The organism is Ruegeria sp. BJ6 (assembly GCF_056537885.1).
Window position 1 is genome coordinate 459,408 of sequence record NZ_JBQFSG010000001.1, and the last position, 20,786, is coordinate 480,193.

Sequence of the window (20,786 nt, forward strand, 5' to 3'; positions counted from 1 at the left end):
ACTTGCAAAACCGCGCTCCGATCTTTATCGGGGCGCGGCCTCTGGCATAATGCCCCAAGAAAAAGACTCATAAACTAAGGCGCCCTCTGAATGCTGAACTTTACCATCCGACGATTGGTTCTAGCCGTCCCGACGCTTTTGTTCATCAGTCTCGTGATCTTCCTGCTGCTCGAACTTGCACCCGGCGACCCGATGGCACAGGTGCCGCTAACGGTCCCACCCGAGGTCAAGGAAAAGATGCGCGAAGCGTTGGGTCTCGGCCAGCCGATGCACATCCGATTCTGGAAGTGGATCGTGCAATTCTTCTGGATCGAACCGCAGGTTCTGATCGATTCGATGTTCGGAACGACGTTTTCCGAGGGTGATTTGCGCGTGATCTCGTGGCAGACCCGCTCACCCGTCATGGACATCGTAGTTCAGCGTATTCCGCAGACGCTTTGGGTTGTTGGCACCGCTTATGTCGTTGCGATCATAATCGCCCTGCCCATCGGCATCTATTCGGCATATCGCCAGTATTCATGGTTCGACCAGATGGGGACATTTGTTTCGATGGTCGGCTTTTCGGTCCCGCCGTTCTTTTCGGGGGTGCTGGTGATCGTCATCTTCTCGGTTCAACTGGGCTGGTTCCCGTCGATTTATGATACGACCCATGTGGTCAACGACTGGGATAGCTTCGTTGTGCAACTACAGCAGATGATCATGCCGGTAATGGTGCTGGCCCTTCAGATCACCGCGCAGCTGAGCCGGTTCATGCGGGCTTCGATGCTGGACAACCTCAATCAGGATTATGTTCGCACCGCCCGCGCCAAAGGCCTTAGCGAATATACCGTGGTTATGGTGCACGTCCTGCGCAACTCGATGATCCCCGTTGTCACCGTGATTGCCCTTGGTATTCCGGCCATCTTCGGCGGTGCCATCATCACCGAACAGGTGTTCAAGGTAAACGGAATCGGCCAATTGCTGATCGGCGCCATCCAGGCAAATGACCTGCCGATGGTACAAACCCTGACTTTCATTTTCGCCGTGCTGATCGTTTTGTTCAATCTGATCGCCGACGTTCTCTATGGCATTCTGGACCCGAGGATTCGCTATGACTGATCATGATCGTACCGATACGCTGGTCCCGGACGAAGGTATTGCGCCAGCCTCGACCGCGCTGCCGACCGCGGATGTGATGGAAGAACTGGCAACCCCACCGCGCAGCCAATGGCGCGATGTGTGGGATCAGTTCAAAACCCACAAAGGCGCGATGCTGGGCGCCGTGCTGTTCATCTTCATCGTGGCAGCCGTCTATATCGGTCCGTACCTTTGGACGATTGATCCAACTCAGATCGATATCCGCTCGCGCAATCAGGGCCCAAGCTGGGCGCATCCCTTTGGTACCGATCAGCTGGGTCGCGATATCATGGCCCGCATGATGTCTGGCGGACAAACCTCGGTATCTGTGGGCATCACCGCGATGTTGCTGGCCCTGTTTCTCGGATCGTTCATTGGAGTTGTTGCCGGGTTCTTCAAACGGCTGGACGGACCGCTGATGCGCCTGACCGACCTGTTTCTGGCCCTGCCTCTGCTGCCGCTGCTGCTGGTCATGATGCTGCTGTTTCGTGAGCCTCTGTCGGCTGCATTTGGACTGGAGCGCGGGATTTTCATCCTGATCGTTGCCGCTATTGGAGTTACCTCTTGGATGCCTACTGCGCGCATTGTGCGTGGCGACGTGCTGGCCATCAAAGAGCGTGAGTTTGTTCTGGCCGCCCGTTCTATCGGGACAAGCAATTCGCAGATCATCACTCGCCATATTCTGCCCAACGTTCTGTCGCCGATCATGGTGTCGGCAACATTGGGCATCGCAACCGCAATCATCACGGAAAGCGCCCTGTCCTTCCTTGGCCTTGGATTCCCGCCTGACTTCCCAACTTGGGGGCGGTTGCTGTTCGACGGTGTCGACTATCTTCAGCAATACCCGGAACGCGTGTTCTGGCCCGGGCTGGCTATTTCGCTGACGGTGCTGAGCGTCAACTATCTGGGCGATGGCCTAAGGGATGCGCTCGACCCCCGCATCCGGGGACGCTGACGCCGATAAAGTCAAAAGAGGCCGCCTGTCCGGGCGGCCTTTTTGTTTGCCCCCTTCCCTTTCGAAGCAACCGACGGTCAACCGTGTGATTTCTCCAGCCGGTTTCTGATCCGGCGAACCGACCACCAGACCAGCCCGATAACCGGCACCGTTATCAGAGCAGTCAAAGTTCCCTTGCTTATGCCCACGGCCGTCAGGGGGTACAGAAGATAACCCGCCAGCGACACGGCGTAATAACTGATCGCGACCACTGACAGCCCCTCGACCGTGTGCTGCAATCTCAGCGCCATATCAGCTCGACGGTCCATGCTTTCCAGCAAGGCCTGATTCTGAGCGCTGCGAACAACGTCCACGCGCGTCCGTAAAAGGTTTCCTGCCCGAATTGCCCGGTCGGACAAGACTTGCAGGCGCCCTTCGGTGGATTTCACGGTCCGCATCGCGGGCTCATAGCGGCGCATCATAAAATCGGCAAATGTCTGGCGCCCCTGATACCGCCCTTCTCGCAGGGCTTCGATTCGTTGGTTTACGATCGCTTCATAGGCCCCGGTCGCACCAAAGCGGAACGAGCATCGGGCCGACAGCGTTTCCAGTTCCGTCGAAACCGTCAGCAGCTGTGGCAGCAGGTCATCGGGTTGAGTTTCGTCATCGGTCATTTCAACCATCAGATCGGTCAACCGCTTGTCCAGCTCACCAATGCGCGGCATGAGATTCTTGACGCGGGCAAACCCCAGCATGGATATGGCTTTGTAGGTCTCGATCTCACACAGGCGCTGAATGATCCGACCTGTCCTGCGTCGTCCGGTGCCTTTGGTTACAAAGACGGCAAATCGCATGTGCCCGGCGGGGTCTATCCTGAAATCACTGGCGGCGATTGCGGCATCGTCCAGCACATGCGCCACGGCCAGACTTTCGGATTCAAACCAATCGGCCAGCGCGTCGTCGATGCCGTCATCCATCGGACGATCCACGACACGTAACATCGCGGATGAGATTCTCTGGCCCGGACTCGCATTCAGCCAGTCCGGGGGGAACACCTCGAAATCCGCGGGGTTGAAGGCCCGTTCGCTGACGTTCGGTGAAATGGCGGTGTAGGTGACGAACTCGGTATGCTGTTCCCATTTCAGCCAGTGGCGGCCAATCTGGCCCGCATAATGCGTGGCACCCGGCTGTGGATGTTGCGCGCCGTGCCTATCCAGTAGATTGGTCAAATGTACCAGATCTTCACCACGGTCACGTGCAGCAGCCTCGTTCGGTTTCTTGATCGCCAGAAAAACGACAGTGCATGGCGCAAACGTCGCCGGAAAGGGCCGTGCGTGCAACTCATTGGCCAGCGCAAAGCGCAGGGGGTGATCCTGAATGGGGGTCATTGGGGCCTCCGTGACTTGCGGCCACTATACGTAAGGTCACCGACACATCAATTCTTTTTTAATTTCATACACTTAACTGAATACCTCTGCATACAAAGGCCGCTCTTCTATTGTTGTGGCTCCCATAGCTCAATCGGATTGCCCTCGGGATCATGCAACCGGGCGAACCGACCGATCTCGCTGTTCCATTCCTCGCGGGTTTCGACGGTAATTCCGGCAGCCTGCAATTGTGCAATCATGGCATCCAGATCATCCACCCGAAAATTGATCATCCACTGTTGCGCCGGATTCCCGAAATACTCTGTATCCTGTGCGAAGGGGGCAAAGACTGTATACCCTTCTGCCTGACGCCATGGGGTCGGGTTGATCCGATCCACGCCCAAATGCGTTTCGTACCAAAGCGCCAGTGCCTCAGGATCTCTGGCCCGAAAGAATACTCCACCTATGCCATTTACCTTTTCCATAAGAAGCCTCCTGCGCATGCAAGGTTAGTCCGGCTTTGACGAGCCGCAAAAAGAAAAGGCGCCCGCTGGGGCGCCTTCCTAAGTCTCGTGAAGCGGTTGATCAGTCGATCATGGGCAGCAGCTTGTCTAGCGACTGCTTGGCATCGCCATAGAACATGCGTGTGTTCTCTTTGAAGAACAGCGGGTTTTCGATGCCCGAATACCCGGTGCCCTGGCCGCGCTTGCTGACAAAGACCTGCTTGGATTTCCAGACTTCCAGAACCGGCATCCCGGCAATGGGCGAGTTTGGATCGTCCTGCGCGGCCGGGTTCACGATGTCGTTCGAGCCGATGATGATAGCCACATCCGTCTCGGGGAAATCGTCGTTGATCTCGTCCATTTCCAGAACGATGTCATAAGGCACCTTCGCCTCGGCCAGCAGCACGTTCATGTGGCCCGGCAGACGACCGGCAACAGGGTGGATTGCAAAGCGTACTTCTTTGCCCTTGGCGCGCAGCTTACGAACCAGTTCGCTGACCGATTGCTGTGCCTGCGCCACCGCCATGCCGTATCCCGGCACGATGATCACGCTGTCCGCATCGTTCAGCGCCGCAGCCACGCCATCGGCATCGATCGCGACCTGCTCGCCCTCGACCGCCATCTGCTCACCCTGCGGGCCGCCAAAGCCGCCCAGGATAACGCTGACAAAGTGACGGTTCATCGCCTTGCACATGATGTAGCTGAGGATCGCACCGGACGAGCCGACCAGCGCACCAACGACGATCAACAGGTCATTGCCAAGCGAGAAGCCGATCGCCGCCGCGGCCCAGCCCGAATACGAGTTGAGCATCGACACAACCACCGGCATGTCGGCCCCGCCGATACCCATGATCAGATGATAGCCGATGAACAGCGCCGCCAGAGTCATCAGGACCAAGGGCAGCAGGCTGCCGGATGCGGTGTACCAGAACAGGCAGATCAGCGACAAACCCGCTGCAGCCGCGTTCAACGCGTGACCGCCGGGCAGCTTGGTCGCCGCCGAGGTCACCTTGCCTGCAAGCTTGCCATAGGCAATGACCGAACCGGTAAAGGTGATCGCACCGATGAAGATGCCCAGGAACAATTCGACATGCAGGATCGACAGTTCTGCGGACGTTTTCTTGGCAATCAGCTTGGCAAACGCTCCGAGGTTGGACAGGTCGGCATCCTTGGCGGAGTCGACGATTGCCATGACTTCGGCAACATTCCTGATCTCGAAATGGGCGTTGAAGCCCACGAACACAGCCGCCAGACCAACCAGCGAGTGCATCGCGGCCACCAGCTGCGGCATCTCGGTCATCTGGACGCGTTGCGCCACGTATTGGCCGATGAAACCGCCGCCCGCGATCAGCAGCAGCGACAGCAGCCACAGGCCGGAACCGGGGCCGACCAGCGTGGCAAAAACCGCCAGCGCCATACCAACGATGCCATACCAGACCGCGCGCTTGGCACTTTCCTGGTTCGAAAGGCCGCCGAGCGAAAGGATGAAAAGGACAGCCGCAACGACATAGGCGGCAGTGGTGAAGCCAAATTCCATGTGCCCGGCCTCCTTAAGATTTCTGGAACATGGCAAGCATGCGCCGGGTTACGAGGAAGCCGCCGAAGATGTTGATCCCGGCCATGAAGACGGAAAGCGCCGCCAGCAGGATGACCAGGAACGATCCCGATCCGATCTGCATGAGCGCCCCAACGATGATGATCGACGAAATCGCGTTGGTGATCGCCATCAAAGGCGTGTGCAGCGAATGCGAAACATTCCAGATCACCTGGAAGCCCACAAAGATGGCCAGCACAAAAACAATGAAGTGCTGCATGAAACTGGCCGGAGCAATCAGGCCCACCAGCAGCATCAGCGCACCGCCGACACCCAGCAGTGTGAACTGCTGTTTGGTTTGCGCCTTGAATTCGGCAATCTCCTGCGCCCGTTTCTCTTCGGGCGTCAGTTCCTTGACCTCGGGCTTTTTCTGCGCCGCAATCGCCTGCACTTTTGGCGGTGGCGGCGGGAAAGTGATCTCACCCTCATACGTCACGGTCGAGCCGCGGATCACGTCGTCTTCCATATCATGATTGATCTGACCGTCCTTTTCGGGTGTCAGATCTGTCATCATGTGACGGATGTTGGTCGCATAGAGCGACGAGCTCTGCGCCGCCATCCGGCTGGGGAAGTCGGTATAGCCGATGATCGTCACGCCATTGTCGGTCACGATCTTCTCATCCGCTACGGTCAGTTTGCAGTTGCCGCCCTTTTCCGCAGCAAGGTCAACAATGACCGAACCGGGCTTCATCGCCTCGACCATATCCTTGGTCCAAAGCTCGGGCGCTTCACGGTTGGGGATCAGCGCCGTGGTGATGACGATGTCCATTTCCGGAGCAAGTTCGCGGAACTTAGCCAGCTGCGCCTCGCGGAATTCATCGGACTGGACCGAGGCATAGCCACCGGTCGCCGCACCGTCTTGGCTGTCATCTTCGAAGTCCAGATAGACGAACTCAGCCCCCATGGATTCGACTTGCTCGGCCACTTCCGGACGCACGTCAAATGCATAGGTGATCGCACCCAGAGAGGTCGAAGTTCCGATGGCCGCCAGACCGGCCACACCAGCACCAACAATCAGCACTTTTGCAGGGGGAACCTTACCTGCCGCCGTCACCTGACCGGTGAAAAAGCGGCCAAAGTTGTTGCCCGCCTCGATCACAGCACGGTAGCCCGCGATATTGGCCATCGAGGACAGCGCATCCATCTTCTGGGCGCGGGAAATACGCGGCACCATTTCCATGGCGATCACATTGGCGCCCTTGGATTTCGCCAGCTCCATCCCTTCTTCGTTGCCTGCGGGATTGAAGAATGAGATCAGCGTCTTGCCCTTGGTCAGGCGCTTCAGCTCGGTCGCATTGGGTTGGCGCACCTTGGCGATAATATCAGCCGCCTTCCACAACGAAGCCGCGGTTTTCACGACCTCGACACCTGCGGCCTTGTATGCCTCGTCCGAAAAGCCCGCAGCCGCGCCGGCTCCGGTTTCGATGGCGCACTCATAGCCCAGTTTCTGCAACTGCGCTGCCGAGTCCGGAGTCATCGCGACCCGGTTCTCACCATCCAGTATTTCCTTTGGTGTGCCTATTTTCACCGGCATTTCCCCCTAATTATCACTCGAGTCGAGCGGGTGGTCGGTATTGTTTGACAAGCAAACATGTATCCTGCGCAACATTATTTCGCAAGCGCAGCAATTTAATACTTTGGGTCATGTTTTGCGTTCCATCATACCCAGCGACGTGTTTTGCGTTCATATCGCGCGAAATCGGCCCGAAATCTGCGTCGCAGACGGTCTTCTTCGGGCAGAATAAAGCGTCGCTCCAGCACCCAGACAAACACTGGAATCAGGATCAGTGACAGAATTGCATCAAAGCGCAGGATCAGTCCCGCCAGGATCAGAACGTCACCAAGGTAGATCGGATTGCGACTGCGTTTGTAGATTCCGGTCTGCACCATGGCTGTCGGCGTCTCATGCGGAATGACGGTTGTACGGTGGCGGCGAAATTCGACGACGGCCAGCACGGCCAACAACACGCCGCCTCCGATCATCACACCGCTCAGCAAATCCGTCAGGCCACTTTCCAGCGACAGGTCAAAGGACAGATATCGGCCCTGCAGCCAGGCAAGTACTGCAAAGCCCACAAGCCAAACTGGCGGAACGTCGATCCGGCGCATTCGTCCCCTCTTTCCGACAACATGCCGTGCGTCATGTCGTTTCCGAGCGATGTCCTACCGCTTTCCGGCAAATTTGGCAAAACCTCAGGTTGTCGCAGCAAAGAAAAGACCAATTGCGCCAGCTGAGTGGCCGCTGCGGGACAACCTTCTGATTAATTCACCATTTCGGAACGGAAGTCCGTGAATTGACGGAACGGACCCTCTTGCCAGACGATGGGTTGAGGATAGAGTTCACCGAAATCCAAAAGGGAGGTGGCCTCATGTCGTTGAACGGAAAGCATGCGCTGGTTACAGGCGGGGGAACCGGTATTGGGTTGGCCATAGCGCAGGCACTGGCCGATGAAGGTGCTCAGGTTACCATTACCGGCCGCAGGCAAGAAGTTCTGGATGAGGTGGCTGGAGATCGAATGACCGGTCTGGCCATGGATGTCCGGGACGAGCAAAGCGTCGTGCAGGGCGTTGCCTCTGCCGTCGAGGCCAGAGGGCCAATTCAGATTTGCGTGGCAAATGCCGGGATCGCCGTCGGGAAGACCCTGCAAAAGACCGACATGGATTTTTGGCGCGATATCATGGCGACCAATCTGGACGGTGCCTTTCTGACCATGCGCGAAAGCCTGCGCTCGATGCTGACAACCGACTGGGGGCGCGTAATCTCGGTGGCGTCCATTGCCGGGCTGCACGGTGTTCCGGGCGCCGGTGCCTACTCCGCCTCGAAACACGGGGTGATCGGCCTGACCCGCAGCTATTCCGAGGAATTCATGGGATCGCCCTATACGTTCAACGCGCTGTGCCCCGGATATGTGGACACGCCGATCGTGGATCGCAATAAGGCCTCGATCTCGCAACGGGCGGGCATCAGCGAAGACGAAGCGCTCAAGGTCATGGTCGAAGCCAATCGCCACAAGCGCCTGATAGCAGCAGATGAGGTCGCTGCCGCCGCGCTTTGGCTTGTGCGGCCCGGTTCGCAAAGCGTCAATGGCCAGTGTATCCAGATTTCCGGCGGTCAGATCTGAATGGCCACGTGACCGGCACAAGCCGATCCCTCAGGATTGTGGACTTTTGCGCTCGGGTCGGTTACGTCGGACCAGATAGTTCAAACTTAAAATACCTAAGCGAGGCCCCCATGACCGATTTTGCTGCGACAAAGGCCATGTTCGATCTGCCTGAAGGCATCCTTTATCTTGATGGCAACTCGCTGGGGCCCGTTCCCACGGCCGCCAAGGCCCGCGTACAGGACATGATGGCCAAAGAATGGGGCGACCTTCTGATTACCGGCTGGAACAAGGCCGGATGGATGGGCATGCCGACCGGGCTGGGTGATCGGATCGGCCGGTTGATCGGCGCTGAACCCGGTATGGTCGTTGTTGGCGATACGCTTTCAATCAAGGTGTATCAGGCGGTGGCTTCGGCACTGGAACTGAACCCGGGGCGCAAGGTCGTCCTGTCGGACAACGGGAATTTCCCGACCGATCTGTACATGGTCGACGGTCTGCTGCGGTCACTCGGGCCGGAATACGAGTTGCGCGTCGTAGACCCGGATAAGGTAGCAGAACATGTGACCGAGGACGTTGCCGTGCTGATGCTGACCGAGGTGGATTATCGCACCGGTCGCATGCACGACATGAAGGCGCTTACAGAACTGGCGCATGCGAATGGCGTTTTGACGGTCTGGGATCTGGCGCATTCCGCCGGAGCCGTGCCGGTGGATCTGGCCGGATGCAATGCCGACTTTGCAGTGGGTTGCACCTATAAATATCTGAATGGCGGTCCCGGTGCGCCCGCATTCATCTATGTCACACCCCGTCTTGCGACCGAGGTCCGCCCTGCCCTTTCCGGCTGGCTGGGGCACGAATCGCCTTTTGCATTCGATCTGGATTATCGCCCGGGATCGGGGATCGAACGGATGCGCGTGGGCACACCGCCGGTCATTCAGATGACGGCATTGGCCTCTGCCATGGATATCTGGGATCTGGCGGACATGAAGGACGTGCGCGCAAAATCCATCGAACTGACCGAACTGTTCATCCGTGAAGTTGAAACCAACTGCCCCCAGTTGGAGCTTGCCAGCCCGCGCGACCCGAAACAGCGCGGCAGTCAGGTGTCGTTCCGCTTTGGTGAAGGGTACGCCGCCATGCAGGCGCTGATCGCCCGCGGCGTTATCGGAGATTTCAGAGCCCCTGACATCATGCGCTTTGGGTTCACGCCACTCTACATCGACGAGAACGATGTAAAGCAGGCGGCGAACATTCTCTCGGATGTGATGTGCAACGATTTGTGGGATAAGCCGGAATACAAGATCCGGCAAAAAGTCACCTGACTTCCAGCCCCGCCCCGAACAATGCCGCCAGTTGCGAAACCCTGACGTCAAAAGTCGCTGGATCGGTCAGGGTCATCTTGACCCCTTTCAAAGCAGACGTAATCGTTCTTGCGATTTCACTGGCTTCGCCGGTCAGCTTGACGCGACCTTTTTCAGCCTCTCGGTTGAGCCAGTCGGCATAGATCGCAGAGAGTTTGGCCTCGCCCTGTTCGACGATATCGGGTGCGCTGGATGACCCGGCATCAAGTAATTCCGCGCCATGCGGCGAGGATAGAAGCACCGCCATGCCCTCGCTTTGCGCCGCCATCGCGCGCGCAAGAATCTCGGGAATAGATCCGTCGCCAGACAGGGCGTCCCTCACCTGCTGGAATTTCTCCTGATAATGCGCCTCGGTCAGGCTGCGCACGATGGCCACCTTGTTTTTGTAGTGCAGATACACGGCAGGTCGGGACATCCCCGCACCCTGCGCTATGTCCTCCATTGAGGTCTTGCGGAACCCATAGGTCGCAAAGGCCTGCATTGCAGAGGTCAAAATGGCTTGCTGCCTTGAATCGAGGTTCATGTCTTTCATTTCCCGACCATTGACAGTTCTTGTAATATTTGTCAATTGACACGCTGACACTTTAAGATAATTATGTCAGAAACCAGCCCAGCCAGGAGAAACGCGCCATGGCAACCTCACTCAAAATCAACGGTAAAGCACATCAGGTGGATTTGCCTGACGACGTGCCCCTCTTGTGGGTGCTTCGGGACGAGATCGGTTTGACAGGCACCAAATTTGGTTGCGGGGTCGCATCCTGTGGCGCCTGCACTGTGCACATCGACGGCGAGGCCGTTCGCTCCTGTCAGGTGACCTTGTCGGACGTTTGGGGCGATGTAATCACCATCGAAGGTATCGGCGCTCCCGAGGCCATGGCCACCATTCAGCAAGCCTGGGTCGAACATCAGGTTGCTCAATGCGGCTATTGCCAGTCCGGACAGATCATGCAGGCGGCATCTTTGCTGGCAGAAAATCCGACACCAACAGACGCGGAAATCGACGAGGCGATGCAGGGCAACCTGTGCCGCTGCGGAACCTATCCCCGCATTCGCGCCGCGATCCACACGGCCTCGGCCAAACTGAAGGAGGCGTAAGCAATGGCACGTATTGGTAAAATCGTCCGCCGCACCTTTCTGATTGGCTCTGCCGCAATCATCGGCGGGGTCGCGTTTGGTGTCTACTATGTGAATCGCCCCGCGCCAAACCCGCTCAAGCCGCGTGAAGGCGAAGCGGCACTCAACCCCTTTGTCCTGATCGACCAGAACGGCGTGACCCTATTCGCCCCACGCGCTGAAATGGGGCAAGGCGTCAAAACCACATGGGCCGCACTGCTGGCCGAAGAACTGGACGTGGAACTGGATCAGGTCACGGTACTTCATGGTCCCGCCGCCGCTGCCTATTACAACACCGCAATGATCGGTGAAGGTTTGCCCAATAAGGGCTATGACATCTCGGACTTCCAACACAATCTTGGAGAGGCACTGGGTGTCATCGGCAAGGTGCTCAGCCTGCAGGTTACCGGCGGCTCGACCTCAATGAAGGACGGCTTTGAACGGATGCGTGAGGCCGGGGCCTCGGCCCGCGAGACACTGAAACAGGCCGCGGCCGACAGGCTTGGCGTGGACCGCGCGCAACTGAAAACCGAGGCTGGCCATGTCATTGGGCCAAATGGCGACAAAATCGCATACACCGATCTGGCGGCAGATGCAGCCAAACTCGACCCTGTTGAGGTTGGTCTGCGTGATCCGTCCGAATGGCGGTATCTGGGCCAGAACCAGCCACGTCTGGATATGGTGGAAAAGGCAACCGGCACGGCGGAATTCGCCATCGACGTGCGTCTGCCAGACATGAAATTCGCCAGTGTCCGCGTAAACCCCAAACTGGGCGGCGGCATGAAAGGCTTTGACGACAGCGCGGCCAAATCGATGCCGGGTGTCGAAAAAGTCGTCGATCTTGGCGACGGCGTTGCCGTCATCGCCAACAACACCTGGCTGGCCATTCAGGCTGTAGAAGCCATCGATGTCGAATGGGAAGAGGCACCATACCCGCCTGAAACCGAGGCGATATTCTCAAAAATCGCCGAGGCATTCGACACCGATCCGAACTCAACCATGCGCGACGATGGCGATGTCACCACGACCCCCGAAGGCGCGACCGAAATCGAAGCGGAATACACGGTTCCCTATCTGGCCCACGCCACAATGGAGCCGATGACCGCGACCGCGTTGTTCTCAGGCAAAAAGCTGGAATTCTGGGGCGGCAATCAGGCGCCTACCTTCATGCAAATGAAGATCGCGGCCGAGGCAAACCTTGATACCGAAGCAGTTGACGTCCACACCACCTATTTGGGCGGCGGATTTGGGCGTCGTGGTGAATTCGATTTTGGCGTCATCGCCACCAAGGTCGCCATGGCCATGCCCAATGTCCCAGTGCAAACCACATGGAGTCGTGAAGAGGACATGCGCCACGATTTCTACCGGCCCGGCGCGATGGCTCGTATGAAAGGTGCAATCAAGGACGGCAAGGTCGTTCTAATCGACGGCAAGGTCGCCTCACAATCCTGTACCCATCAGGCGGTTACGCGGATGACAGGCATGGCCGGAGGTGGCCCCGACAAAGTATTGGTCGAGGGCATTTTCAATCAGCCCTACGCAGTCCCCAACTACCGCATCAGCGGCCATATCGCAGACCTGAACATACCTGTCGGGTTCTGGCGGTCAGTAGGCAACAGTCACAACGGCTTCTTCCACGAAACGTTCATGGACGAACTGGCCCATGCCGCCGGTCGTGATCCGCTGGAGTTCCGTCTTGAACTGATGAAAGACGAGAACGCACCATCAGCAGGCTGTCTGGAGGCCGTGCGCGAGATGTCCGGCTGGACCGGCAAGACTCCCGATGGCGTCGGCCGTGGCGTTGCGTTCACCTACAGTTTCGGCACTCCGGTCGCGCAGGTGATCGAAGTCGTGGACGAAGATGGAACCATTCGCATCAACAAGGCGTGGATCGCTTGCGACATGGGGCTGGCGCTGGATCCTGAAACCGTCAAGGCACAGATGTTCGGCGGCATGATGTACGGCCTGTCTGCCGCCTGTTATGGCGAGATCACCTTTGCCGATGGCGAAGTGGAACAGTACAACTTCCCTGATTATGACGCGATCCGCATGCACACCGCACCGGAGGTTGAGGTCCGCGTTCTTGAAACCAACCGCCACATGGGCGGCGCCGGAGAGCCGGGCACACCGCCTTCGATGCCCGCACTGGGGAACGCGCTGTTCGACCTGACGGGAAAGCGCGCCCGCACCCTGCCGTTGAACCAAAGCTTCGATCTTTTGGTGTAACTGCCACACATGGGCCCGCAAACGTTGCGGGCCCTTTCATTGCTTGACCTGACGGATCGCGGCAGCTAGGGCTCATCCCATGAGCAAACGACTGACTATCGCCTGCAATTTCTATTATACCCCGCCCAAATAACGGCGGGTGCTCAATCATGTTCAACCGCCGCGTCAGGCGGATTGAACCAACAAAATCACCTGCATCGCGGCTACACCGGAGTACCCCGATGCAAAACCGCCCCGAAATCAAATCTGTTGGCCTGATGGGCTTTGGTGCCTTCGGACGCCTGATCGCCCAGCATATTGCGCCCTTTGCGCCTGTATTCGTTCATGACCCAACACTGAACGCGATACCTGACGGGCTGTCCGCCGGAGACCCGGCCCGGATCGCTGCCTGTGACCTTGTCATCCTCGCCGTCCCCGTCGGTTTGCTTGAGAACGCCATCTCCTCAATCGCACAACATTTGAGGCCCGGAACCCTTGTCGTGGATGTTGGTTCGGTCAAGATAAACCCGGTCCGCACCATGCTGCGGCTGTTACCGGACCATGTTGAGATCGTGGGAACACACCCTTTGTTCGGCCCCCAAAGTGCAGCCGACGGCGTGTCCGGCCACAAGATCGCAATCTGCCGTGTTCGAGGCGACGCCTGTCTGACATTGGCAGCATTCCTGAAAACCAGATTGGGATTGCGCCCGTTTCTGGTTACGCCCGAAACGCATGATCAGGAAGCAGCCGTGGTGCAGGGACTTACCCATTTCATCTCAAAGGCGCTCACCCGGCTTGGGCCGCTTCCCCGCAGCCTGACAACCACCAGTTTCGATTTGTTGGTGGAAGCCGCCAACATGGTCCGAAACGATCCGCCTGGTGTGTTTGACGCGATCGAACACGAAAACCCCTTCACCCCCGCAGCCCGCGACCGCTTTATGCATCACGCCAATGCGCTGGCTCTGGAGCTATCTCGGGGCGCAAATTAAACGGGATTGTTCATTCAGGCCGATTTGCGGAACAGCCGCGAACGGCCACATTCCGACCACTCGCGCACGGCATCCCCAAACGCCTCAAAAAGCGGGCGGGAAACAGGATCGTTTGCTGCATCCCATTCCGGGTGCCATTGAACAGAAAGGGTAAAGCCGGGCGCATCTTTTACAAATATGGCCTCGGGCGTTCCGTCAGGCGCGTGACCGTCTATGACGATCCTTTGCCCGACCGTCTTGATCCCCTGCCCGTGCAGCGTGTTGGTCATGACCTCGCTCGCCCCAAACACCCGGTGAAACACTCCGCCCTCGTTCAGTTTGACAACGTGGCGCAAGGCAAATTTTTCCTCCAGCGTTCCATCGGGTGGCATTCGGTGATTCATCCGCCCCGGCAGGTCACGGATTTCAGGATACAAGGTTCCGCCCATCGCGACGTTAACCTCCTGAAACCCCCGGCAGATGCCAAAGAAGGGCTGCCCGCGTTCGACACAAGCCCGCACCAGCGGCAACACGATCGCATCGCGGGCACGGTCGAACTCGCCATGCGCATCGGTTTCTGCTTCGCCATACTCTTCGGGATGAACATTAGGACGGCCGCCGGTCAGCAAAAAACCGTCGCACACCTCCAGCAGCTCCTCAACCGAGACAAATCGGGGGTCCGATGGGATAAGCAAGGGAAGGCAGCCCGCAACGTTCGCAACCGCATCCGAATTCATTGTTCCACCGGCATGCGTCGGGTACTGGTCGTTCAGTATATACGAGTTACCGATTATTCCGACGATAGGCCGCGACATGTTTATTCCCTTGTTTCTTCATTGAACTGAGAACAAACGTAACCACGCATGCCTCGCCCTGCAACCACACACGCTCTGCGTAACAGCGCAGGGACTTGTTCGAAATCGCACACATCGTCCTCATCGGAGCGAAAAATTTGGAATTTACTCCCGATTTTTTGCAATATCTCGGGAAAAACTCCCTCATCGATTGAAAACCCACCCCCGCCGACGGTCGTTCAAGACAATTTCGCGCCGGCAGGGCAATCAAAACCTCGAAATTCAGATCTCACCGTTCAGACCGGCAGCATCAATTCCGGCCATGGCGGCCACGGCGTCGTTGTCGGACGTATCACCAGTCACACCAACGGCCCCCATCACAGCGCCCTTCCGGTCACGCAACAAAACACCGCCCGGCACAGGTACAACCTGCCCACCATAGACACCGTTAACCGCTGCCATGAAATAGGCCTGCCCTTCGGCCCGCTGCATCTGCGCGGTCCCGGCCATACCCAGCATGACCGAGCCATAGGCCTTGCCATGCGCAATCGCAAACCGCCCCGGTGCAGCACCATCTTCGCGCTCAAACGCGATCACATGACCGCCGGCATCCAGCACCACGACTGAAAGCGGCTTCAGCTCCATCTCGCGCCCTTTTTCCAGCGCCTTCCGAATGATCGTCCGCGCCTTGCGCAATGATACCGACATGCTTTCTTCCTCTTGCCAAAAATATCCTCGGGGAGCACGAGGGGGCAGACAGCCCCCTCGTCCCAAATCCCCTTACCTGCGGCTTGCTTTCAACTCCAGCCGACGTGCGTGTAGCACAGGCTCGGTATAGCCCGATGGCTGTACCCGCCCCTTAAACACCAGATCGCAAGCAGCCTGAAAGGCAATACCATCAAAACCCGGCCCCATCGGTCGATATGCCGGATCGCCTGCGTTCTGCTGATCGACAATCGCTGCCATCTTTTGCAACGCAGCCATCACCTGCGCTTCGTCAACCACACCATGATGCAGCCAATTCGCAAGCGCCTGAGACGAAATCCGACATGTCGCACGGTCTTCCATCAAGCCGACGTCATTGATGTCCGGAACTTTTGAACATCCGACACCCTGATCGACCCAGCGCACAACGTATCCAAGAATGCCTTGGGCGTTATTTTCTGTATCGCGGCCAATTTCCTCGTCGCTCAGATTGCGCCCACCAAGCACAGGAATGGTCAGCAGATCGCCAAGCGTCCCGCGTGCTCCGCCGGCAGAGATTTCGCGCTGCCGCGCCAACACATCGACCTTGTGATAGTGGGTCGCGTGCAACGTGGCCGCAGTCGGCGACGGAACCCAGGCGCAATTCGCGCCGGACATCGGGTGGCCGATCTTGGCCTCCAGCATATCCCCCATCCTGTCGGGCATGGCCCACATGCCCTTGCCGATTTGCGCCCTGCCCTGCAGGCCACAGGCCAGCCCGATATCAACGTTTCGGTCCTCATACGAGGCAATCCAGGGCGTGTTCTTGATGTCCCCCTTAGGCAGCATCGGCCCAGCTTCCATCGAGGTATGGATTTCATCGCCGGTACGGTCCAGAAACCCGGTATTGATGAAGGCCACACGGGATTTCGCGGCGCGGATGCATTCCTTGAGGTTCACAGACGTCCGGCGTTCCTCATCCATGATGCCCAGCTTCACCGTATTTCGCGGCAAGCCAAGGATGTCTTCAACCATGTCGAAAATCTCGACCGCGAACGTTACCTCTTCCGGCCCGTGCATCTTGGGCTTGACCACATAGACCGAGCCCTGAACCGAATTGCCCCCGTCCCGTTTCAGGTCGTGCATTGCAATCAGCGTGGTGCAGAGCGCGTCCATCAGCCCTTCACCGATCTCATTGCCTGCGCCATCCAAAACGGCCGGGTTGGTCATCAGGTGACCGACATTCCGGACCAGCATCAGCGAACGGCCTTTCAGCGTGGCCTGCCCTCCATCCGCCGTGATGTATTCAACATCCCCCGCCAGCATGCGGGTAAATGTCTTTCCACCTTTCGAGACCTCTTCCGTCAGGTCGCCCCTCATCAGGCCCAGCCAGTTGCCATAGGCCACAACCTTGTCGGCGGCATCAACGCAAGCGACCGAGTCTTCGCAGTCCATGATCGTGGACAGCGCAGATTCCAATCGCACATCGGCGATACCAGCCGGATCCGACGCGCCGATGTCGCTGGTCGGATCAATCATGATCTGTACATGCAGGCCGTTGTTCTTAAGCAGCACAAAATCTGGCTTGTCCGCAGCGCCCCCAAAGCCCGCGAAAGCGGCCGGATCGGCCAGCGCCGGCACTAGGCCACCCTCTTCGACACTCAGGCCAGAGACTTCGGACCAAGACCCTTCGGCCAGCGGCACGGCGTCGTCCAGAAACGCCTTTGCCCATGCGATCACCCGCGCACCACGTTCTGCGTCATACCCGCTGCCGCCCGGCAGATCGCCCATCGCATCTGTGCCATAGAGCGCGTCATACAGGCTGCCCCAGCGGGCATTGGCGGCGTTCAGGGCGAACCTGGCGTTGGTGATCGGTACAACGAGTTGCGGACCGGGAATCAGAGCGATCTCGGGATCGACGTTGGTGGTTTCAATCTGAAAGGCCTCGCCTTCATCGACCAGATACCCGATCTCACGCAGGAAGGCCTGATAAGCGGCGGCGTCGTGGTCCTGACCCCTGTTAGCCAGATGCCAGCCATCGATGCGCCCCTGAATGTCAGCCCGTTTGGCCAGCAACGCCCTGTTCTTTGACCCAAGCTCATCTACCATGCGGGACAGGCCGGACCAGAACGCCTCAGACGAAACGCCTGTTCCCGGCAGCGCCCGGTTTTCGATAAAATCCGCCAGTTCGACAGCGATCTGCAGACCGTTCCGGGTTTCCCTGCTGCTCATCTTCGACATCTCCTGCATTGTACGCCACTGTATGCAGCACCCAATTAGGGCGGATGTTTCCGATAGGCAACAGGCCCCGCGCTGTTTCGGCGCTGATCCGTTAGGTCACTTCGAAATCATCGCGCGCCCGATGGTCGGGCGATTAGCCATCCGGCACCGCTTGCAGCCCAACGCCGCAACCCATAACGTCGCGCCGACACCAGATGAGATGAGGCAAAAGATGCGCGACGCCGCCCCGATTATGATCCACCTAAAGGATTACACCCCGTTCGGTTTCATTGTGGACAGCGTGCATCTGACCTTTGACCTTGCTCCGAATGCAACCCGAGTAACGTCGCGCATCGCGTTTCGCCCAAACCCGGACGCGACGGATCGTACGTTTTTCCTGCATGGCGAAGACCTGAACCTGATCCGCGCAAGCATTGACGGTGCCGAGGTCACGCCGGATGTCACTGACAAGGGATTGACGGCTGACGCCCCGGACCAGCCCTTCATCTGGGAGGCCGAGGTCGAGATCGATCCGGGCAACAACACCGCACTTGAAGGGCTGTACATGTCGAACGGCATGTACTGCACGCAATGCGAGGCTGAAGGGTTCCGTAAGATCACATATTACCCGGACCGGCCCGACGTGATGTCCACTTTCACCGTGCGCATCAATGGTGATTTGCCGGTGCTGCTATCGAACGGCAACCCCACAGCCAAAGGAGATGGCTGGGCGGAATGGACCGACCCATGGCCCAAACCGGCCTATCTGTTTGCTCTGGTGGCGGGCGAGCTGATCGCGCATCCCGGCCAATTCACCACTCGCTCGGGCCGCGACGTGGAACTGAACCTTTGGGTGCGTCCCGGTGACGAGGGCAAATGCGCCTTTGGCATGGAAGCTCTGAAACGGTCAATGAAATGGGACGAAGATGTCTATGGCCGCGAGTATGATCTGGACGTGTTCAATATCGTTGCAGTCGACGATTTCAATATGGGCGCGATGGAAAACAAGGGGCTGAACATCTTCAACTCCTCCGCCGTTCTGGCCAGCCCGGAAACCTCGACCGACGCCAACTTCGAACGGATCGAGGCGATCATCGCGCATGAGTATTTCCACAACTGGACCGGCAACCGCATCACTTGCCGCGACTGGTTCCAGCTATGCCTGAAAGAGGGGTTGACCGTATTCCGCGATGCGCAATTTACGTCCGACATTCGCTCCGCCCCGGTCAAACGCATTCACGACGTGATCGACCTGCGTGCCCGTCAGTTTCCCGAGGACAACGGCCCCCTGTCCCATCCGGTTCGGCCCGAAAGCTTTCAGGAGGTAAACAACTTTTACACCGCCACCGTTTATGAAAAGGGCGCCGAGCTTATCGGGATGCTCAAGCGGTTGGTGGGTGACGATGCCTATGCCAGTGCTTTGGACCTGTACTTTGACCGCCACGATGGTCAGGCGTGCACTATCGAAGACTGGATCAAGGTATTCGAGGACACAACCGGTCGCGACCTGAGCCAGTTCAAACGCTGGTACAGTCAGGCCGGAACACCCCGGGTCAAGGTGCAGGAAGACTGGGCAGAGGGCACCTATACCCTGACCCTGAGCCAAAGCACCCCCGCCACGCCGGGCCAGTCCGACAAGCAACCGCAGGTGATCCCTGTGGCGGTCGGGCTGCTGGGGCAAAACGGTGATGAGGTGCGCGAAACCGAAGTGCTGGAGTTCACCGAAGAAACGCAAAGCTTTACCTTTGAGGGGCTTGCCGCCAAGCCGGTCGCGTCAATCCTGCGCGGGTTCTCTGCACCGGTCATCCTCGAGCGTGACACGTCTAACGCCGATCGTGCCTTCCTGCTGGCCCATGACACCGATCCGTTCAACCGGTGGGAGGCCGGGCGCGCACTGGCGCAGGAAACGCTGCTGAACATGATCACCCGCGATGCTGCACCCGACGCCGATTATCTGGACGGTTTGCTAGCAGTCCTGCGGGATGGCGATCTTGATCCGGCGTACCGTGCGCTGATGCTGGGGCTGCCAACCCAGTCTGAACTTGCCGCAGCCTTGCATGAACGTGGCATTACGCCCGACCCGATGGCGATCTGGACAGCGGTCGAGACCCTGCGGCAGGCCACCGCGCAACACATGCAGGATCTTCTGCCCCGTCTGCACAGCGAGGCTGTGGTCGACGGCCCCTACCAACCCGATGCCGCGCAATCCGGAAAACGCGCGTTAGGCAGCGCTGCACTCGCTTTGACGTCGCGGTTGGACGGGGGCGCAAAGGCTGCCGGGGAATACGCCAATGCCGACAACATGACCCTGCAACTAACGGCGCTGTCCTGTTTGCTGAGGGCCGGCAAGGGCGAAACCGAACTTACGGCGTTTTATCAACAGTGGCAGCACGACCGGTTGGTCATCGACAAATGGTTCGGTCTGCAAACATCACTGGCAGCGCCCGAAAAAGCGCCGGAACTGGCCCGGACTCTCAGCGAGCATCCGGATTTCAACTGGAAGAACCCGAACCGCTTTCGGTCGCTGATGGGTGCGCTGGCAATGAACCATGCAGGTTTCCACAACGAAAGCGGCGCGTCCTATACATTGCTTGCCGACTGGCTGATCCGGCTTGATCCAATCAACGCCCAAACAACGGCGCGCATGTGTTCCGCTTTCCAGACCTGGAAACGTTATGACACGAACCGCCAGAACCTGATGCGGCAAAATCTGGAACGCATCGCCTCGACGCCCGATCTGTCACGCGACACGTCGGAAATGGTGTCGCGCATACTCGGCGCGTGACGCACATGGAAACCGATACGGACAGGGCTGGCAAAAAA

The 20,786-nt window shown here is 58.4% G+C and carries 17 protein-coding genes; 8 read left to right on the top strand and 9 right to left on the bottom strand.

Features of this window, described 5'->3' with window-relative positions; translation table 11 throughout:
• Positions 1–90: 90 nt before the first annotated feature.
• Positions 91–1,098, top strand: coding sequence for an ABC transporter permease (locus tag ACR0D6_RS02155; protein ID WP_170650709.1), 1,008 nt, complete (start codon positions 91–93; stop codon positions 1,096–1,098).
• Entirely contained in the window at positions 1,091–2,071 is a 981-nt protein-coding gene (locus ACR0D6_RS02160; RefSeq protein WP_480727127.1) for an ABC transporter permease, read from the top strand. Before ACR0D6_RS02155 ends, ACR0D6_RS02160 begins: the two co-directional genes overlap by 8 nt.
• 77 nt (positions 2,072–2,148) lie before the next feature.
• On the opposite strand, the gene ACR0D6_RS02165 is transcribed toward ACR0D6_RS02160, so the two are convergent.
• The 5 genes from ACR0D6_RS02165 to ACR0D6_RS02185 form a co-directional block, all read right to left on the bottom strand.
• Positions 2,149–3,438 (bottom strand): DUF3422 family protein, encoded by a 1,290-nt coding sequence (locus tag ACR0D6_RS02165; RefSeq protein ID WP_480764298.1) that lies wholly within the window; start codon positions 3,436–3,438, stop codon positions 2,149–2,151.
• Positions 3,439–3,545: 107 nt separating this feature from the next.
• On the bottom strand, positions 3,546–3,902 hold the full coding sequence (locus ACR0D6_RS02170; protein WP_480764299.1) for a VOC family protein: 357 nt from the start codon (positions 3,900–3,902) through the stop codon (positions 3,546–3,548).
• A 100-nt stretch (positions 3,903–4,002) separates the two neighbouring features.
• The gene (locus tag ACR0D6_RS02175; RefSeq protein WP_170650715.1) at positions 4,003–5,457 is read right to left on the bottom strand and encodes an NAD(P)(+) transhydrogenase (Re/Si-specific) subunit beta; all 1,455 of its coding nucleotides are present in this window, start codon (positions 5,455–5,457) and stop codon (positions 4,003–4,005) included.
• A 13-nt stretch (positions 5,458–5,470) separates the two neighbouring features.
• Positions 5,471–7,042, bottom strand: coding sequence for a Re/Si-specific NAD(P)(+) transhydrogenase subunit alpha (locus ACR0D6_RS02180; protein WP_170650716.1), 1,572 nt, complete (start codon positions 7,040–7,042; stop codon positions 5,471–5,473).
• Positions 7,043–7,173: 131 nt separating this feature from the next.
• Positions 7,174–7,623: a methyltransferase family protein gene (locus ACR0D6_RS02185; RefSeq protein ID WP_480764300.1), complete on the bottom strand. Its 450-nt coding sequence runs from the start codon at positions 7,621–7,623 to the stop codon at positions 7,174–7,176.
• Positions 7,624–7,883: 260 nt separating this feature from the next.
• Here ACR0D6_RS02185 and ACR0D6_RS02190 point away from each other — a divergent pair, with 260 nt between their 5' ends.
• Together ACR0D6_RS02190 and kynU are read left to right on the top strand one after the other, a co-directional pair.
• Entirely contained in the window at positions 7,884–8,636 is a 753-nt protein-coding gene (locus ACR0D6_RS02190) for an SDR family NAD(P)-dependent oxidoreductase (RefSeq protein ID WP_170650718.1), read from the top strand.
• 110 nt (positions 8,637–8,746) lie between these two features.
• Complete coding sequence (gene kynU, locus ACR0D6_RS02195) at positions 8,747–9,940, top strand: kynureninase (protein ID WP_480764301.1); 1,194 nt, start codon at positions 8,747–8,749, stop codon at positions 9,938–9,940.
• On the opposite strand, the gene ACR0D6_RS02200 is transcribed toward kynU, so the two are convergent.
• Positions 9,933–10,511, bottom strand: a complete 579-nt coding sequence (locus ACR0D6_RS02200; RefSeq protein ID WP_480764302.1) for a TetR/AcrR family transcriptional regulator — start codon at positions 10,509–10,511, stop codon at positions 9,933–9,935. The genes kynU and ACR0D6_RS02200 overlap by 8 nt on opposite strands.
• Positions 10,512–10,609: 98 nt before the next feature.
• On the opposite strand from ACR0D6_RS02200, the gene ACR0D6_RS02205 reads away from it, so the two are divergent.
• The 3 genes from ACR0D6_RS02205 to ACR0D6_RS02215 all read left to right on the top strand — a co-directional run bounded on the left by ACR0D6_RS02205 (position 10,610) and on the right by ACR0D6_RS02215 (position 14,286).
• On the top strand, positions 10,610–11,074 hold the full coding sequence (locus ACR0D6_RS02205; protein WP_480764303.1) for a (2Fe-2S)-binding protein: 465 nt from the start codon (positions 10,610–10,612) through the stop codon (positions 11,072–11,074).
• A 3-nt stretch (positions 11,075–11,077) separates the two neighbouring features.
• Positions 11,078–13,318, top strand: a complete 2,241-nt coding sequence (locus ACR0D6_RS02210) for a xanthine dehydrogenase family protein molybdopterin-binding subunit (RefSeq protein WP_480764304.1) — start codon at positions 11,078–11,080, stop codon at positions 13,316–13,318.
• 221 nt (positions 13,319–13,539) lie between these two features.
• On the top strand, positions 13,540–14,286 hold the full coding sequence (locus ACR0D6_RS02215) for a prephenate dehydrogenase/arogenate dehydrogenase family protein (protein ID WP_480764305.1): 747 nt from the start codon (positions 13,540–13,542) through the stop codon (positions 14,284–14,286).
• A 14-nt stretch (positions 14,287–14,300) separates the two neighbouring features.
• On the opposite strand, the gene ACR0D6_RS02220 is transcribed toward ACR0D6_RS02215, so the two are convergent.
• The 3 genes from ACR0D6_RS02220 to ACR0D6_RS02230 all read right to left on the bottom strand — a co-directional run bounded on the left by ACR0D6_RS02220 (position 14,301) and on the right by ACR0D6_RS02230 (position 17,975).
• Complete coding sequence (locus ACR0D6_RS02220; RefSeq protein ID WP_170650724.1) at positions 14,301–15,080, bottom strand: gamma-glutamyl-gamma-aminobutyrate hydrolase family protein; 780 nt, start codon at positions 15,078–15,080, stop codon at positions 14,301–14,303.
• Positions 15,081–15,341: 261 nt separating this feature from the next.
• Positions 15,342–15,767 (bottom strand): heme-binding protein, encoded by a 426-nt coding sequence (locus ACR0D6_RS02225; RefSeq protein ID WP_170650725.1) that lies wholly within the window; start codon positions 15,765–15,767, stop codon positions 15,342–15,344.
• Positions 15,768–15,839: 72 nt separating this feature from the next.
• A complete protein-coding gene (locus ACR0D6_RS02230) occupies positions 15,840–17,975 on the bottom strand; it encodes a malate synthase G (RefSeq protein WP_480764306.1) in 2,136 nt (711 codons plus the stop codon).
• A 220-nt stretch (positions 17,976–18,195) separates the two neighbouring features.
• Between ACR0D6_RS02230 and pepN the strand changes: the two genes are divergently transcribed.
• A complete protein-coding gene (gene pepN / locus ACR0D6_RS02235; RefSeq protein WP_480764307.1) occupies positions 18,196–20,748 on the top strand; it encodes an aminopeptidase N in 2,553 nt (850 codons plus the stop codon).
• The last annotated feature ends 38 nt before the right edge of the window (positions 20,749–20,786 follow it).